Origin of the sequence: Saccharothrix sp. HUAS TT1 (genome assembly GCF_040744945.1) — a bacterium.
In the GTDB taxonomy this organism is placed as follows: domain Bacteria; phylum Actinomycetota; class Actinomycetes; order Mycobacteriales; family Pseudonocardiaceae; genus Actinosynnema.
On the sequence record NZ_CP160453.1, the window covers coordinates 6,609,606 to 6,624,464 of the forward strand.

The window sequence follows — 14,859 nt, forward strand, 5'->3', positions numbered from 1 at the left end:
TCCGGCCGGTCTCAACTCCGCCGAGCGCCCGTGCGTTGCGCGGCGTCGTGCGCGAACCGGGCCTGGTCCGCCTTGATCTCGTACTCCACCCCGGGCGGCACTTCCGGGTGGTAGGTGCGCACGACCAAGCCGTCGCGCTCGAGTTGGCGCAGCCGCTGGGTGAGCACCTTGGGCGTGATCGTGGTGACCGGTGCGACGGGGAACGTCGGTCGGGCCTTGGTGCGGGCGCTGGTCGGGGCGGGCGAGCGGGTCACCGCGGTGTCGCGCTCGATCTCGGCGGACGACGTGCCGGCGGGCATCCGCACCCTGCGGGCGGACCTGGCGGAACCGGACGGCCTACGACCCGCGCTCGACGGGGCCGCCGCGCTGTTCCTGCCGACCTCGGGCGAGTCCACGGCCGCCGACGACAGCGCGGCCGCGTTGCGCGACGTCCTGGAACTCGCGGGGGCGGGCGGCGTCGAGCGGGTGGTGCTGCTGTCCTCGCAGGGCGTCGGGACCGGGCGCCACTCGCCGCGCCTGGAGGACGTGGTCGAGCGGTCGGGTCCGGAGTGGACGGTGCTCCGGCCCGGCGGCTTCGCCTCGAACGCCTTCGCGTGGGCTTCGGCGGTCCGCGAGCAGCGGTTGGTCGCGGCACCGTTCGCGGACGTCACCCTGCCCGTCGTCGACCCGGACGACATCGCCGAGGTCGCGACCGCCGCGTTGCGGGAGCCGGGTCACGCCGGGCGGACCTACGTGCTGACCGGTCCGGAAGCCGTTTCGCCGCGGCAGCAGGCGGCGGCGATCGGCGCCGCGCTCGGCGAGCCGGTCCGGTTCGCCGAACTCACCCGCGCTCCTCACCGGCCCGCACGTCAGTCCACGCCCTGCATCAACCGGTGGATGGCCTTCGTCGCCACGACCAGCGCCACGCCCAGGCCGATCGCCACCGCGCCCAGCACGCCGAAGTACGCCACGGCGTTCTCGTCGCTGTAGAACCGGACCACGATCGCGCCGACGCCCGAGCCGGCCGCCGTGGCCAGGAACCACAGGCCCATGGTCTGCGACGCGAACGCGCGCGGCGCGAGCTTCGTCGTCACGGACAGGCCCACCGGCGACAGCAGCAGCTCGCCGCACGTCATCACCAGGTACATCAGCACCAACCACAGGAAGCTCACCCGCACCGACGGGTCACCCTGACTGGCGACCATCATCAGCAGGAACGACAAGCCGACCAGCAGCAGCGCGTAGCCGAACTTGCGCGGCGTCGCGGGCTGGCGGTGGGCCAGCTTCACCCACAGCAGGGCGAACAGCGGGGCCACCGCGATGATCATCACCGGGTTGATCGACTGGATGAACGACGGCGGGAACTCCAGGCCGAGGAACCTGTTGTCCACCCTGGTGTCGGCGAACGCGGCGATCACCGTGGCGCTCTGCTCGAACAGCAGCCAGAACATCGCCGCCGCGATGAACAGCGGGATGTAGGCGATCACCCGGGACCGCTCCACCGACGTGGTGCGCCGGCTGCGGATCATCACCGTGAAGTAGCCGATCGGCAGCAGCACCGACAGCAGGCTGATCAGGTTGATCACGCCCTCCGCGCCCAGCACGCCGAGCACGACCAGCAGCGCCACCAGGGCCACCACGCCCAGCGCGACAGCGGTGATCCGGCCGATCACCCGGCCGCGCTCGGCCGGGGGCAGCGGGAACGGCGGCTCGGCGGCCGAGTCGCCGAGGCCGCGCCGACCGAGCCGGTACACGACCAGGCCGAGCGCCATGCCGACCGCCGCCGCGCCGAAGCCCAGGTGCCAGTCGTACTTCTCGCCCAGGACGCCGCACACCAGCGGCGCGAGGAAGCCGCCGAGGTTGATCCCCATGTAGAAGATCGTGAAGCCAGAGTCGCGGCGCGGGTCCTGCCGGTCGTACAGCCCGCCGACCACGGTCGAGATATTCGGCTTGAGCAGGCCGGTGCCGAGCACGATCAGGACCAGGCCGGTGTAGACGCCCGCCACCCCGATCGGCAACGCCAGCGCGACGTGCCCGAGCATGATGAGCACGCCGCCGTAAAAGACGGCGCGTTGACCGCCCAGCACCCGGTCGGCCAGCCAGCCCCCCGCGACACCGGACATGTAGACCGACGAGCCGTAGATGGCGACGAGCGACAGCGCGAAGCTCTTGTCGAGCCCGAGCGCTCCTTCGGCGGTGGAGCGGTACAGGTAGTAGGCGAGGATCGCCTTCATCCCGTAGTAGGAGAAGCGCTCCCACAGCTCGGTGAAGAACAGCGTGGACAGTCCTCGGGGGTGGCCGAAGAAGCCCCGCTGCGGTGCGGAGACGGCGCTCGTGGCGCTCACTGGTTCCTCCTGGTGTCAACGATGTCACCCTCGACGTGCCGAGTCACGTTACGCCGTATGGTCGTACTGCCAGAAATCCGCGTTGTGCCGAGTGGCCCAGCGCACAGTCCCGGGGTGCGGTCCGGTTCAACGTTTGGTGCACTCGTGGGGTGGATCTGATCGAGGCACACGGACGCGCGATGACGGAGTTCGACTCGCGGGTGCGCCAAGTGCGGCCCGAGCAGTGGGACTGGGACACGCCCTGCAAGGAGTGGTCGGTGCACGACCTGGTGAACCACCTGGTCAACGAACAGCTGTGGGCGCCGGAGCTGCTGGCGGGCTGCACGGTCGAGCAGGTGGGCGACCGGTTCGACGGCGACCAGCTCGGGGCCGACCCGCTGCACTCGTGGGTGCTGGCGGCGGCAGCGGCGCGCGAGGCGTGGATCGCGCCCAAGGCGCTGCTGAAACCGGTGCGCCTGAGCTACGGCCGGGCGACGGCGGTCGAGTACGGCTGGCAGATGACCTCCGACCTGGCCGTGCACGCCTGGGACCTGGCCCGCGCCCTCGGCGTGGACGAGCGGATCGACCAGGACCTGGCGCAGGCGGTGCTCGACCACGTCACGCCGCACGCCGAGGCGTGGGCGGCGAGCGGGATGTTCAACCCGCCGGTGCCGGTGCCCGACGACGCGGACCCGCAGACGAAGCTGGTCGCGTTGCTGGGCCGCACGCCGTAACGACCGCTGTCCACCGAGGGGGAGCCCATCGGGGGCTCCCCCTCGGCTCATTCCTTGGCACGGGCGGGGCCCCCGTGGCCAAGTCCCGTTCGCGTGCGCCCCATTCCGCCCACTTCCCCCGACCGGGCGAAACGGGACGCACCTCCCCCTCGCCGGTGCGCGGTCCCCGACACCTCGACGCACACCACAGTGATAGCCCGCGCGGCGTTGTCAGAGGTCGGCCCGCGGCACCTGACAACACTTCCCGGACAACGGCGCGGGCCCGCCGCGAGGTGCGGCGAGGCCCGGCGAGGTGGTCGGACGTGCGGGTCAGGGGCCGGTGACGCCCGGCTCCCAGCTCTCCGGCCGACCGGTCTCGGTCAGCAGCAGCTGCCAGTCGCCGAAGCCCATCGGCGCGTCGTGGTGCCACGGGAAGCGGCCTTCCGCGGTCGGCAGGATGATCTGCACGGCGGCGAAGTCGCCCTTGCCGTAGAGCAGGAACGCGCTGCCGAAGAACTCCGGGTAGAAGCCCTTGAACACCCGTTCGAAGGTGACCGGCACGCCCTCGAAGAAGTCGTGGTAGAGCCGGCCCGGCACGAACCGCTCGCCCCTGCGGGCCCGGTCGACGTAGGCGCGGATGAGCACCTGGGCGTGCTCGGGCGGCAGGCCCAGCACCACCGCCTCGGCGACGCCGAACCGGCGCCACGCGCCGACGGAGAACGAGTACCCGGCCCCCTCGGCGTCCTCGGGCACGCTGACGACGGCGTGGCCGTGCTGCTCGGCCTGCGTCAGCAGCCAGTTGCGCAGGTTGATGTCCGCGACGGAGGGGCCGGTGGGGTTCGACACCCCGCCATTGTGCCCGTCCCGCCGTCAACCCGGCATGAGCGCGGCGCCGGCCCGACGACGAGCCCCGCGCCGGCCGGGGCCGACGCGGGGCTTGGTGGAACCGCTGCGGGCGAGGTCAGCCGACCTCGGCCATCACCTCGTCGGACACGTCGAAGTTGGCGAAGACGTTCTGCACGTCGTCGCAGTCCTCCAGCGCGTCGATCAGCTTGAAGATCTTCCGCGCGCCCTCGGCCTCCAGCTGCACCGACACCGACGGCAGGAAGTTCGCCTCCGCCGACTCGTAGTCGTACCCCGCCTCCTGGAGCGCCTTGCGCACCGCGACGAGGTCACCGGCCTCCGACACGACCTCGTAGCTCTCGCCGAGGTCGTTGACCTCCTCGGCGCCCGCGTCGAGGACGGCCATCAGCACGTCGTCCTCGCTCAGGTCGCCCTTCGGCACGATCACGACGCCCTTGCGGGTGAACATGTAGGACACCGAGCCGGGGTCGGCCATCGAGCCGCCGTTGCGCGACATCGCGGTGCGGACCTCGGACGCGGCCCGGTTGCGGTTGTCGGTCAGGCACTCGACCAGCACCGCCACGCCGTTGGGGCCGTAGCCCTCGTACATGATGGTCTGCCAGTCCGCGCCACCCGCCTCCTCACCACCGCCGCGCTTGCGGGCGCGCTCGATGTTGTCCAGCGGCACGGAGTTCTTCCGGGCCTTCTGGATGGCGTCGTACAGGGTCGGGTTGCCGTCGGGGTCGCCCCCGCCGGTCCGGGCCGCCACCTCGATGTTCTTGATCAGCCGCGCGAAGAGCTTGCCGCGCTTGGCGTCGATTGCGGCCTTCTTGTGCTTGGTGGTCGCCCACTTTGAGTGGCCGCTCATTTCTCCTCCGTCGAATCACTCAGCCCGCGGCACGGACCATGTCCACGAAAAGGCGGTGCACCCGCCCGTCACCGGTCAGTTCCGGGTGGAACGAGGTGGCGAGCACGTGCCCCTGCCGAACCGCGACGATCCTACCGGCGGCCGCTCCGGCGTCCTCGGATTCGGGCACCCGGGCGAGTACTTCCACGTCCGAACCGGTCGACTCGACCCACGGGGCGCGGATGAACACCGCGTGCACGTCACCCACGTCGGTGAAGTCGAGATCGGCCTCGAAGGAATCGACCTGCCTGCCGAACGCGTTGCGCCGCACCACGATGTCGAGGCCGCCGAGCTGGTGCTGGTCCGGCCTGCCGTCCAGCACGCGGTCGGCGAGCAGGATCATCCCGGCGCACGACCCGTAGGCGGGCATGCCCTCCTTGATCCGCGCGCGCAGCGGCTCCAGCAGGTCGAACGTGGCGAGCAGCCGGCTGATGGCCGTCGACTCGCCGCCGGGCAGCACGACGCCGTCGACCTCGGCCAACTCCTCGGGCCTGCGGATCGGCCGGGCCAGCACGTCGGCCTCGGCCAGCGCGACCAGGTGCTCACGGACGTCGCCCTGCAGGGCGAGGACACCGACGACGGACACGGCTGGGTTCCTCCTAGGTGAACTGCCACCAGCCTAGGTGACCGGGCCGGACGGGTGCTCGTGGCACCCGTCCGGCCGTTCGGTCTTCCCGCGTCGCGCCAGTCGCGCGCCGCGACCCGCTCGTCGGCCTGGTGGGCCGCCGAACGACGGGCTCTGGGGGCTCGCCGACCCGGAGGGCGGCGCGGCGAGCGCCGTGGGAACCGGTCCGCGGGTCGCGGCGGAATGCCGAATCGCGTCGTGCCACTTCGGCGGGCGTTGCGGAATTCACCGCGCCCACCGGTTCCCCGACCTGGTGCGAACCGAGGCGCGGCGGCTGTTGTGACAGGTGGGGCCGCCGATCGGTCCGATTGGGACACCCGGTGGCGGCCGGCTCCGCGCTGCTCTGCTCTGCACTGGCGACCGAACGTTAGCGGCTCGCGACCGGCTCCCGGAAATCGCTTGAGGAAGACTTGATGTACGCCTTTTCACCACGCCCGGAAAGGGCTTGGTCGAGGTCGTCCCAGATGTCCTCGACGTCTTCCAGGCCGACGCTCAGGCGCAGCAGGTTCGCGGGCACGCCGGACGCCTCGCGCGCGGTGTCGGGCACCAGCCGGTGGGTCAGCGCGGACGGGTGCTCGATCAGCGTGTCGACCGCGCCGAGGCTCACCGCGGGCGTGACGAGCCGCAGCCTGCGCACCACCTCGGCCGGGTCCTCGCGGGGGGTGAACGCGAGCATCGCGCCCGGACCGCGCTGCTGCCGGCCGAGCAGGCCGGCCGGGTCCGCGCCGGGCAGGCCGGGGTACCGCACCAGGCCGACGCCGGCGTGCCCGGCGAGCCGGGTGGCCAGCTCGACCGCGCCCTTCTGCATGGCCTCGACCCGCAGCGGCAGCGTGGCCAGGCCGCGGTGCATGAGGTAGCCGCCCAGCGGGTGCAGCACCGCGCCGGTGACGATCCGGATCTGGCGCAACGGCCCGGCGTGCTCCTCGGCGCAGGCCACCACGCCGCCGAGCACGTCGCCGTGCCCGCCGAGGTACTTGGTGCCCGAGTGCAGCACGTAGGTCGCGCCCAGCGCGGCGGGGTTCTGCAGCACGGGGGTGGCGAACGTGTTGTCCACGACCACCGGCACGTCACCGGCCTGGGCGGCCACGGCGGCGATGTCGAGCAGGTCGAGGTTGGGGTTGGCCGGGGTCTCGACCACGACCAGCCCGGTCTGGGGCGTGATCGCGTCGGCGACCCGGTCGGCGGTCGTGTACGTCGTGCGGACGCCGAGCAGGCCGGACGACAGCAGGTGGTCGGTGCCGCCGTAGATGGGCCGGACCGCGACCACGTGCGGCTTGCCGGTGAGCACGCAGGCGGCCTGCACCACGGCGGTGACGGCGGCCATGCCGCTGCCGAACGCCACGGCGGCCGACGTGCCCTCCAGCGCGGCCAGGGCCTGCTCGAACCGGGCCACGGTGGGGTTGTGCAACCGGGAGTAGACCGGCGAGGTGGCGTGCGCCGCGCCTTCGGCGAGGTGCTGCAGCGCGTGGCCCCCCTCCACCTGGTCGGGGATCGGGTAGGTGGTGGACAGGTCGATCGGCAGGGCGTGCACGCCCAGGTCGGCGAGGTCGTCGCGCCCACCGTGCACCGCCGTCGTTCGCAACCGCGTCATGGCCGAATCTTGGACTTCTCATCGGTGTTGGGGGCACACTTCCGCAGGCTGTTCGGCTCCGGGAGGTAATCGACGTGCTGGATTCGGTGGACGCGGCGATCGTGCGGGAGTTGCAGAAGGACGCGCGGCTGCCCAACAAGGACCTGGCCGACCGGGTCAACGTGGCCGCGTCGACGTGCGTGGTCCGGCACCGGTCGCTGCGCGAGCGCGGCGTGATCACCGGCTACCACGCCGAGGTCGACCTGGCCGCGGTCGGCCGACCGGTGCAGGCGATCATCGCGGTGCGGGTCCGGCCGCACACCAGGGCGATCGTGGAGCCGTTCATGGACTACGTGCTGACGCTGCCGGAGGTGCTGGCGATGTCGCACGTGGCGGGTCCGGAGGACTTCCTGGTGCACGTCGCGGTGGCCGACACGGCCCACCTGCAACGCCTGGTGCTCGACCGCTTCACCACCCGCCGCGAGGTCAGCGAGGTGCAGACGAACCTGCTGTTCCAGCACGTCCGCAGGCACATCGTGCCGCCGGCCACCGGGGACCGGGACTCGTGGTCGTGACCCCCGGCGCGCCCTCGGCCGGGCGCCGTCGACGGGTCGCTGTCGAGCCCTCCTCGTGAACATGTGTTAACAATGACCATGGGGACCGAAGCGTTGCGTGAACTGCTCGACGGCCGGTGGGCGGCGGTGCGCCGCGGCTCGCTCGACCTGCTCGGCGGGCTGAAGCCGGTGCGCGACCTGGAGCGCGAGGAGTACCGGGCCTGGGTGCTGGACCAGCTGCACGCGCTGGCCGCCGCGGGCCACCCGTTGATCGGGTTCCCCGCCGAGCACGGCGGGCGCGGTGACGTGGGCGGCTCGGTGGTGGCGTTCGAAGTGCTCGGGTTCGGCGACCTGTCGCTGATGGTCAAGGCGGGCGTGCAGTGGGGCCTGTTCGGCGGCGCGGTGCAGGCGCTGGGCACCGACGCGCACCACGAGCGGTACCTGCGCGCGATCATGGACCTGGAGCTGCCCGGCTGCTTCGCGATGACCGAGACCGGGCACGGGTCCGACGTGCAGCACCTGCGCACCACGGCGACCTACGACCCGGACGCCGAGGAGTTCGTCGTGCACACGCCGGACCCGGCGGCGCGCAAGGACTACATCGGCAACGCGGCCCGCGACGGGCGGGTGGCCGTGGTGTTCGCGCAGCTGGTGACCGGTGACCAGGCGCACGGCGTGCACGCGCTGCTGGTGCCGATCCGGGACGCCGACGGCGCTCCGATGCCGGGCGTCCGGATCGAGGACTGCGGGCCGAAGGCGGGCCTGAACGGCGTGGACAACGGCCGGCTGTGGTTCGACCGCGTGCGCGTGCCGCGGGAGAACCTGCTCAACCGGTACGGCGACGTCGCGCCGGACGGCACGTACACCAGCCCGATCGAGGGCGGTGGCCGCCGGTTCTTCACCATGCTCGGCACGCTGGTGCGCGGTCGGATCAGCGTGGCGGGCGGCGCGGGCAGCGCGACCAAGAGGGCGTTGGCGCTGGCCGTCCGGTACGGCGACGGGCGGCGGCAGTTCACCCGGCCGGACACCGGCGACGAGGTCGTGGTGCTCGACTACCTGGCCCACCAGCGGCGGCTGCTGCCCGCGCTGGCCACGTCCTACGCGCTGCACTTCGCGCAGGAGGAGCTGGTGTCCGCGCTGCACGACAGCACCGGCGACGACGACCGGGCGCGGCGCGAGCTGGAGTCGCGGGCGGCCGGGTTGAAGGCGGTGGCCACCTGGCACGCCACCCGGACCATCCAGACGTGCCGGGAGGCGTGCGGCGGCGCGGGGTACCTGTCGGAGAACCTGATCGCCGGGCTGAAGGCGGACACCGACGTGTTCACCACCTTCGAGGGCGACAACACGGTGCTGCTGCAGCTGGTCGCGAAGGGGCTGCTGACCAGCTACCGCGACCACGTCGGCGACCTCGACCCGTGGGGCATGGCGCGGTTCGTGGCCGACCAGGCGGTGGGCGTGGTGATCGAGCGGACCGCCGCGCGGGCGATCATCGACCGGCTGGTGTCCGGCAGCTCGGACGCGCTGCTGGACCGGGGTTGGCAGGTGCGGCAGTTCGAGGACCGCGAGAAGCACGTGCTGGAGGGGTTGGCGCGGCGACTGCGGCAGGCGTCCGAGAACGACGCGTTCGACGTGTTCAACGCCGCGCAGGACCACGTGCTGCACGCGGCGCGGGCGCACGTGGACCGGGTGGTGCTGGAGGCGTTCGTGGCGGCGGTGGACCGGTGCGGGGACCCGGAGGCGAGGGCGCTGCTGGACCAGGTGTGCGACCTGTACGCGTTGAGCACGATCGAGGCGGACCGGGCGTGGTTCCTGGAGCACGGCAGGCTCACGCCGCAGCGGGCGAAGGCGGTGTCCCAGGCGGTGAACGAGCTGTGTGGCAGGCTGCGGCCGCACGCGCGCACCCTCGTGGACGCGTTCGGCATCCCGGAGGCGTGGCTCGCGGCGCCCATGGTCGGGTGAGGGGATCAGAATGGTCGACATGGACGACAGCGCGGTGATCAGCCTCGGGTTGGCCCGGTACGTGCGGGCGGTGGCCGAGGAGGTCGGCGTGCCGCCCGAGGGCACCGAGTTCGAGGTCAGCGACACCGCCACCGCCTACCTCGGCCTGGAGGGGCCGGGGCGCGACCTGATGCTGCTGTGGAACGAGCGGCGCGGCTGGTCGATCGCGGTGGAGACGGACCCGACCGAGCAGCCGGTCGTCGTGGCGCACCTCGGCCTGCCCGTCGTGCCGCCGCCGGACGAGGTGGCGCGGTTCGTGGACGACGTGCTGGCGGGCAAGCGGGGCGGTTCCGAGCCGGACGCGGGCGCCGCGCCGGACCGCCACGGGCTCGCCGGGCGGCTGAGCGACTACCTGTAGCCCGCCCCGGCCCGGGGCTCAGGCAACGCCGACGAACCGGAGGCCCGCGGTCGTCACCGCGGCCAGCACGACCACCACCACGAACGGAGCCCTGCGCCACGCCGCCACCCCGGCGACGAGCACGCCGAGGGGCAGCGCCAAGCCCGCGAACCCCTGCCCCTTGGTCAGCGTGGCGGTGGCTACCAGGGCGAACAGCAGCACCGTCGCCGAGGTGGACATCAGCAGCCTGACCCGGTCGGACAACCTGAGGCGGTCGCGCAGCAGCGGACCGGCCAGGCGGAACGCGTAGGTGCCCGCGGCGAGAACCAGGATGGCGGTCAGCGTCACGCCCGCACCCGCTGTCGCGCGGTGACCAGCAGGCCGCCCAGGGCGAACAGCACCGGGACGCCCGCGGGCAGGAACGGCGTGGTGGCCAGCGCGAGCGCCGCGCCGAGCAGGGCAGCGTGCCGGGTGGCCCGGTCCTTGAGGGCGGGCAGCAGGAGCGCGAGCAGCGCGGCGGGGAACGCCGCGTCCAGCCCGAAGGCGTTCGGGTCGCCGATGTTCCGGCCGACCAGGGCGCCCGCGACCACCGCCGCGTTCCAGGCGAAGAACAGCGTGGCGCCGCACGCCCAGTAGGCGGCCTTGGCCCGTCGCGGGTCGCTCTGGGCCAGCGCGAACGCGGTCGACTCGTCGATCAGCAGGTGGCTGCCGACGAGCCGTTGCAGCAGACCCCTGCCGATGACGTCGCCGACCGCCAGGCCGAACGGCAGGTGGCGGACGTTGAGCAGGAGGCCGGCCAGCACCGCCGCCGCCGGGCTGCCGCCCGCCGTGACCACGCCGACCGCCATGAACTGCGAGCCGCCCGCGAAGACCAGCAGCGACATCAGCACGGGCACCCACCACGCCAGGCCCGCGCCGGTGGAGATCGCGCCGAACGACGCGCCGCTGACGGCCGCGCCGGCGGCCACCGCGGCGACGTCACGCAGCAGTGAGGGGTCCAGGGTTCGCCATGTCGAACGCATCGTCTTCTAGAGTGAACAGGGAGAGAGGCGTTCGTCAAGCCGAACGATTGGACCGTTATGTCGAACACAGGCGCGCCGCTGGAGGTCATCGCCGCGTCGCTCCGACGTGAGCGCGACCGCGCCGGGCTGTCGTTGAGCGAGCTGGCCAAGCGGGCGGGCATCGCGAAGTCGACGCTGTCCCAGCTGGAGTCGGCGAGCGGCAACCCCAGCGTGGAGACCCTGTGGGCGCTCGGCGTCGCCCTGGGCGTGCCGTTCTCCCGCCTGGTCGACCCGCCGGCGCCCAGGGTCCGGGTCATCCGCGCGGGCGAGGGTCCGGCGATCTACTCGGAACGCGCCCACTACACCGCGACGCTGCTCGCGTCGTGCCCGCCGGGCGCCCGCCGCGACATCTACCTGCTCCACCTCGAACCGGGCCCGGCCCGCGAGTCCGAGCCGCACATGGCGGGGACCGTGGAACACGTGATCGTCAGCACCGGCCGGATGCTCGCCGGCCCGCGCGACGAGCCGGTCGAGCTGGGGCCGGGCGACTACCTGCTCTACCCCGGCGACGTGCCGCACACCGCCCAGGCCCTGGAGCCGGGCACGACCGCCACGCTGGTCTCGGAGCACGTCTGACGCCCGCGGCCCGCCGGGGTTCCGGCGGGCCGCGGGCGTGGTGGAAGCCTTACCAGCCGCGCTCGGCCAGGCGGTGGGGCTCGGGGATCTCGTCCACGTTGATGCCGACCATGGCCTCACCGAGGCCGCGGGACACCTTCGCGATCACGTCGGGGTCGTCGTGGAAGGTGGTCGCCTTCACGATCGCCTCCGCGCGCTGCGCCGGGTTGCCGGACTTGAAGATGCCCGACCCGACGAACACGCCCTCCGCGCCGAGCTGCATCATCATCGCCGCGTCGGCCGGGGTGGCGATGCCGCCCGCGGTGAACAGCACGACCGGCAGCTTGCCGGCCTCCGCGACCTCGCGCACCAGCTCGTACGGCGCCTGCAGCTCCTTCGCCGCGACGTACAGCTCGTCGGCGGGCAGGTTCTGCAGGCGCAGGATCTCGGCGCGGATCTTGCGCATGTGGGTGGTGGCGTTGGAGACGTCGCCGGTGCCGGCCTCGCCCTTGGAGCGGATCATCGCCGCGCCCTCGGTGATCCGGCGCAGCGCCTCGCCCAGGTTGGTCGCGCCGCACACGAACGGCACGGTGAACTGCCACTTGTCGATGTGGTTGGCGTAGTCGGCGGGCGTCAGCACCTCGGACTCGTCGATGTAGTCCACGCCGAGCGACTGCAGCACCTGCGCCTCGACGAAGTGGCCGATGCGGGCCTTGGCCATCACCGGGATGGACACGGCCTCGATGATGCCGTCGATCATGTCCGGGTCGCTCATCCGGGACACGCCGCCCTGCGCGCGGATGTCGGCGGGCACCCGCTCCAGCGCCATGACGGCCACGGCGCCCGCGTCCTCGGCGATCTTGGCCTGCTCGGCGTTGACCACGTCCATGATCACGCCGCCCTTGAGCATCTCCGCCATGCCCCGCTTGACGCGGGAAGTGCCGGTGACCTGGGTGCCGGCGTCGGGTGAAGTGGCCACGACCAGCCTTTCTCGAAGAGGGGTGCGAACACCTCCCATGCTACGTCCGACGTGGACCTCCGAAGCATGCCAATCAGGCCCGTTCTCGACAGGCCACTTCCACTTCCTTCGCAGGTAGTGGCCTACGCCACCTCGTGGAATCCGCACCCGTCCGCCGAGCCGCCACCAAGCCGTGACGAGGCTGGTGGCGGACCTCGCCCGGATTCCTCCTGCCGGGTTGGGTCTGCCCGGTTGGGGTTGTCCCCCACGCCGCACGGGTGTGAGATCGGACACTAAACACTTGTGGAGGGTGGTCCCCCATGGGCAGCAAACACTCCGACAACGGCCACTCGGCAGGCGCGGTCGCTGTGGACGACCCGGCCAAGGTCCGCAACGTCGTGCTGGTCGGCCCGTCCGGCTCCGGCAAGACGACGCTCGCCGAGGCCCTGCTCGCCAGCACCGGCGTGCTGACCCGACCCGGATCGGTCACCGAGGGCACCACGGTGTGCGACCACGACCCCGCGGCGGTGCGCCAGCAGCGCTCGGTCGGGCTCGCCGTCGCGCCCGTCCGGCACGGTGACATCAAGATCAACATCATCGACACGCCCGGCTACGCGGACTTCGTCGGCGAGCTGCGGGCCGGGCTGCGCGCGGCCGACGCGGCGCTGTTCGTGGTCAGCGCGGCCGAAGGTGTCGACCCCGCCACGGTGGCGCTCTGGGAGGAGTGCGCGGTGGTGGGCATGCCGCGGGCGGTCGTGCTCGCCCGCACCGACCACCAGCGCGCCGACGTGCTCAACGGGATCGCCTCGTGCCAGGAGGCGTTCGGCGCGGGCGTCGTGCCGCTGTACCTGCCCTCCTCGGACCAGCCCGGCGGCGGCCTGGTCGGCCTGCTCAGCACCGACGACCCCCGCTACGAGGAGCAGCGCAACGCGCTCATCGAGGGGATCATCGCGGAGAGCGAGGACGAGACCCTGATGGACCGCTACCTCGGTGGCGAGGACGTCGACCAGGCCACGCTCATCGCGGACCTGGAGACGGCGGTCGCGCGCGGCTCGTTCCACCCGGTGCTGCCGGTGTGCGCGCTGACCGGCCTCGGCCTGCCCGAACTGCTCGACGGCATCGCCCGCGCGTTCCCCTCCCCGCTGGAGCACCCGCTGCCCGACGTGACCGGCGTGGACGGCATCCCCCGGCCCCGGCTGGCGGCCGACCCGAACGGACCGCTGGTGGCCGAGGTCGTCCGCACGGCGGTCGACTCGTACGTGGGCCGGGTGTCGCTGGTGCGCGTGTTCTCCGGGACGCTGCGCCCCGAACGACCGGTGCACGTCTCGGGCCACGGCATGGCCGACCGCGGGCACGAGGACCACGACGTGGACGAGCGGGTGGCGCACGTCTACTCGCCGCTGGGCGCGAACCTGCGCGAGGTGCCGTACTGCGTGGCGGGCGACCTGTGCGCGTTGACCAAGCTCGGCTCGGCCGAGACCGGCGACACGGTGTCCGCGCCGGACCAGCCGCTGCTGGTGGCGCCCTGGGAGATGCCGGAGCCGCTGCTGCCGGTCGCCGTCGTCCCGCGCAGCCGCAGCGACGAGGACAACCTGGCCCGCAACCTGGGCAAGCTGGTGGCGGGAGACCCGACGCTGCGCCTGGAGCGCAACGCCGAGACCCACCAGCTGGTGCTGTGGTGCATGGGCGAGGCGCACGCCGACGTCGTGCTGGCCCGGCTGCGCGCGGGTGGCGCGGAGGTCGACACCGAGCCGGTGCGCGTGGCGCTGCGGGAGACGTTCGCGGGCGAGGCCAGGGGCCGCGGCCGGCACGTGAAGCAGTCCGGCGGGCACGGCCAGTACGCGGTGTGCGACATCGTGGTCGAGCCGCTGCCGCGCGGTTCCGGCTTCGAGTTCGTGGACAAGGTCGTCGGCGGCGCGGTGCCGCACCAGTTCATCCCCAGCGTCGAGAAGGGCGTGCGGGCGCAGCTCGAACGCGGGTTGCGGGCCGGGCACCCGGTGGTGGACATCCGGGTGACCCTGGTCGACGGCAAGGCGCACTCGGTGGACTCGTCGGACGCCGCCTTCCAGACCGCGGGCGCGCTGGCGCTGAAGGAGGCCGCCGCGGCCGGCGGGACCGCGCTGCTCGAACCGGTGGATGAGGTGAGCGTGCGACTGCCGGACGAGCACCTGGGCGCGGTGCTCGGCGACCTGTCCGGCCGGCGCGGCCGGGTGCTGGGCACCGAGGCGGACAGCCCCGGCTACACGGTGGTCCGGGCCGAGGTGCCCGCCACCGAACTGCTCCGGTACGCGGTCGAGCTGCGCTCGCTGACCTCGGGCACCGGCGCCTACACCCGCCGGTTCAGCCGCTACGACCCGCTGCCCCGGGCGCTGGCCGCCCAGGTCGGGTAGCGGCGCCGGCCCGGCGGGCGCCCGGTCGGCGCCCGCCGCCCGGTG

15 protein-coding genes and 1 pseudogene are annotated in these 14,859 nt (G+C 72.9%); 7 read left to right on the plus strand and 9 right to left on the minus strand.

The window, feature by feature from the left end; genetic code table 11:
* Positions 1 to 11 precede the first annotated feature (11 nt).
* Positions 12 to 254 carry a winged helix-turn-helix transcriptional regulator gene (locus tag AB0F89_RS29680; protein WP_367128939.1) on the minus strand — a complete coding sequence of 81 codons (243 nt, stop codon included), beginning with the start codon at positions 252 to 254 and terminating at the stop codon, positions 12 to 14.
* Here AB0F89_RS29680 and AB0F89_RS29685 point away from each other — a divergent pair.
* The gene (locus AB0F89_RS29685) at positions 175 to 969 is read left to right on the plus strand and encodes an SDR family oxidoreductase (RefSeq protein WP_367128940.1); all 795 of its coding nucleotides are present in this window, start codon (positions 175 to 177) and stop codon (positions 967 to 969) included. The two genes, AB0F89_RS29680 and AB0F89_RS29685, sit on opposite strands and share 80 nt — an antisense overlap.
* Here AB0F89_RS29685 and AB0F89_RS29690 read toward each other — a convergent pair.
* Positions 924 to 2,324 (minus strand): annotated as a pseudogene (locus tag AB0F89_RS29690) (peptide MFS transporter); the annotation flags it as partial. The gene AB0F89_RS29685 and the pseudogene AB0F89_RS29690 sit on opposite strands and share 46 nt — an antisense overlap.
* 179 nt (positions 2,325 to 2,503) lie before the next feature.
* Here AB0F89_RS29690 and AB0F89_RS29695 point away from each other — a divergent pair.
* Positions 2,504 to 3,037 carry a TIGR03086 family metal-binding protein gene (locus AB0F89_RS29695; protein ID WP_367128941.1) on the plus strand — a complete coding sequence of 178 codons (534 nt, stop codon included), beginning with the start codon at positions 2,504 to 2,506 and terminating at the stop codon, positions 3,035 to 3,037.
* Between the two features lie 309 nt (positions 3,038 to 3,346).
* On the opposite strand, the gene AB0F89_RS29700 is transcribed toward AB0F89_RS29695, so the two are convergent.
* The 4 genes from AB0F89_RS29700 to AB0F89_RS29715 all read right to left on the minus strand — a co-directional run bounded on the left by AB0F89_RS29700 (position 3,347) and on the right by AB0F89_RS29715 (position 6,982).
* Positions 3,347 to 3,862, minus strand: a complete 516-nt coding sequence (locus tag AB0F89_RS29700; protein ID WP_367128942.1) for a DUF4262 domain-containing protein — start codon at positions 3,860 to 3,862, stop codon at positions 3,347 to 3,349.
* A gap of 115 nt (positions 3,863 to 3,977) precedes the next feature.
* Positions 3,978 to 4,727 carry a YebC/PmpR family DNA-binding transcriptional regulator gene (locus AB0F89_RS29705; RefSeq protein WP_367128943.1) on the minus strand — a complete coding sequence of 250 codons (750 nt, stop codon included), beginning with the start codon at positions 4,725 to 4,727 and terminating at the stop codon, positions 3,978 to 3,980.
* A gap of 19 nt (positions 4,728 to 4,746) precedes the next feature.
* The gene (gene pdxT / locus AB0F89_RS29710; RefSeq protein ID WP_367128944.1) at positions 4,747 to 5,352 is read right to left on the minus strand and encodes a pyridoxal 5'-phosphate synthase glutaminase subunit PdxT; all 606 of its coding nucleotides are present in this window, start codon (positions 5,350 to 5,352) and stop codon (positions 4,747 to 4,749) included.
* 406 nt (positions 5,353 to 5,758) lie between these two features.
* Positions 5,759 to 6,982, minus strand: coding sequence for a PLP-dependent aspartate aminotransferase family protein (locus AB0F89_RS29715; RefSeq protein WP_367128945.1), 1,224 nt, complete (start codon positions 6,980 to 6,982; stop codon positions 5,759 to 5,761).
* Between the two features lie 68 nt (positions 6,983 to 7,050).
* Here AB0F89_RS29715 and AB0F89_RS29720 point away from each other — a divergent pair, with 68 nt between their 5' ends.
* The 3 genes from AB0F89_RS29720 to AB0F89_RS29730 all read left to right on the plus strand — a co-directional run bounded on the left by AB0F89_RS29720 (position 7,051) and on the right by AB0F89_RS29730 (position 9,871).
* The gene (locus tag AB0F89_RS29720; RefSeq protein ID WP_367139038.1) at positions 7,051 to 7,536 is read left to right on the plus strand and encodes an Lrp/AsnC family transcriptional regulator; all 486 of its coding nucleotides are present in this window, start codon (positions 7,051 to 7,053) and stop codon (positions 7,534 to 7,536) included.
* Positions 7,537 to 7,608: 72 nt separating this feature from the next.
* Positions 7,609 to 9,474 carry an acyl-CoA dehydrogenase gene (locus AB0F89_RS29725; RefSeq protein WP_367128946.1) on the plus strand — a complete coding sequence of 622 codons (1,866 nt, stop codon included), beginning with the start codon at positions 7,609 to 7,611 and terminating at the stop codon, positions 9,472 to 9,474.
* Positions 9,475 to 9,493: 19 nt separating this feature from the next.
* Positions 9,494 to 9,871 carry a DUF6292 family protein gene (locus tag AB0F89_RS29730; protein ID WP_367128947.1) on the plus strand — a complete coding sequence of 126 codons (378 nt, stop codon included), beginning with the start codon at positions 9,494 to 9,496 and terminating at the stop codon, positions 9,869 to 9,871.
* A gap of 18 nt (positions 9,872 to 9,889) precedes the next feature.
* Here the strand turns inward: AB0F89_RS29730 and AB0F89_RS29735 are convergent, their stop codons facing one another.
* Together AB0F89_RS29735 and AB0F89_RS29740 are read right to left on the minus strand one after the other, a co-directional pair.
* On the minus strand, positions 9,890 to 10,198 hold the full coding sequence (locus AB0F89_RS29735; protein WP_367128948.1) for an AzlD domain-containing protein: 309 nt from the start codon (positions 10,196 to 10,198) through the stop codon (positions 9,890 to 9,892).
* A complete protein-coding gene (locus AB0F89_RS29740; protein ID WP_367128949.1) occupies positions 10,195 to 10,872 on the minus strand; it encodes an AzlC family ABC transporter permease in 678 nt (225 codons plus the stop codon). Before AB0F89_RS29740 ends, AB0F89_RS29735 begins: the two co-directional genes overlap by 4 nt.
* Before the next feature lie 57 nt (positions 10,873 to 10,929).
* Here AB0F89_RS29740 and AB0F89_RS29745 point away from each other — a divergent pair, with 57 nt between their 5' ends.
* A complete protein-coding gene (locus AB0F89_RS29745) occupies positions 10,930 to 11,487 on the plus strand; it encodes a helix-turn-helix domain-containing protein (RefSeq protein WP_367128950.1) in 558 nt (185 codons plus the stop codon).
* A gap of 49 nt (positions 11,488 to 11,536) precedes the next feature.
* Here AB0F89_RS29745 and pdxS read toward each other — a convergent pair whose 3' ends face one another.
* Positions 11,537 to 12,445 carry a pyridoxal 5'-phosphate synthase lyase subunit PdxS gene (pdxS, locus tag AB0F89_RS29750; RefSeq protein ID WP_367128951.1) on the minus strand — a complete coding sequence of 303 codons (909 nt, stop codon included), beginning with the start codon at positions 12,443 to 12,445 and terminating at the stop codon, positions 11,537 to 11,539.
* A 299-nt stretch (positions 12,446 to 12,744) separates the two neighbouring features.
* Between pdxS and AB0F89_RS29755 the strand changes: the two genes are divergently transcribed.
* Positions 12,745 to 14,814, plus strand: coding sequence for an elongation factor G-like protein EF-G2 (locus AB0F89_RS29755; RefSeq protein ID WP_367128952.1), 2,070 nt, complete (start codon positions 12,745 to 12,747; stop codon positions 14,812 to 14,814).
* Positions 14,815 to 14,859: the final 45 nt, after the last annotated feature.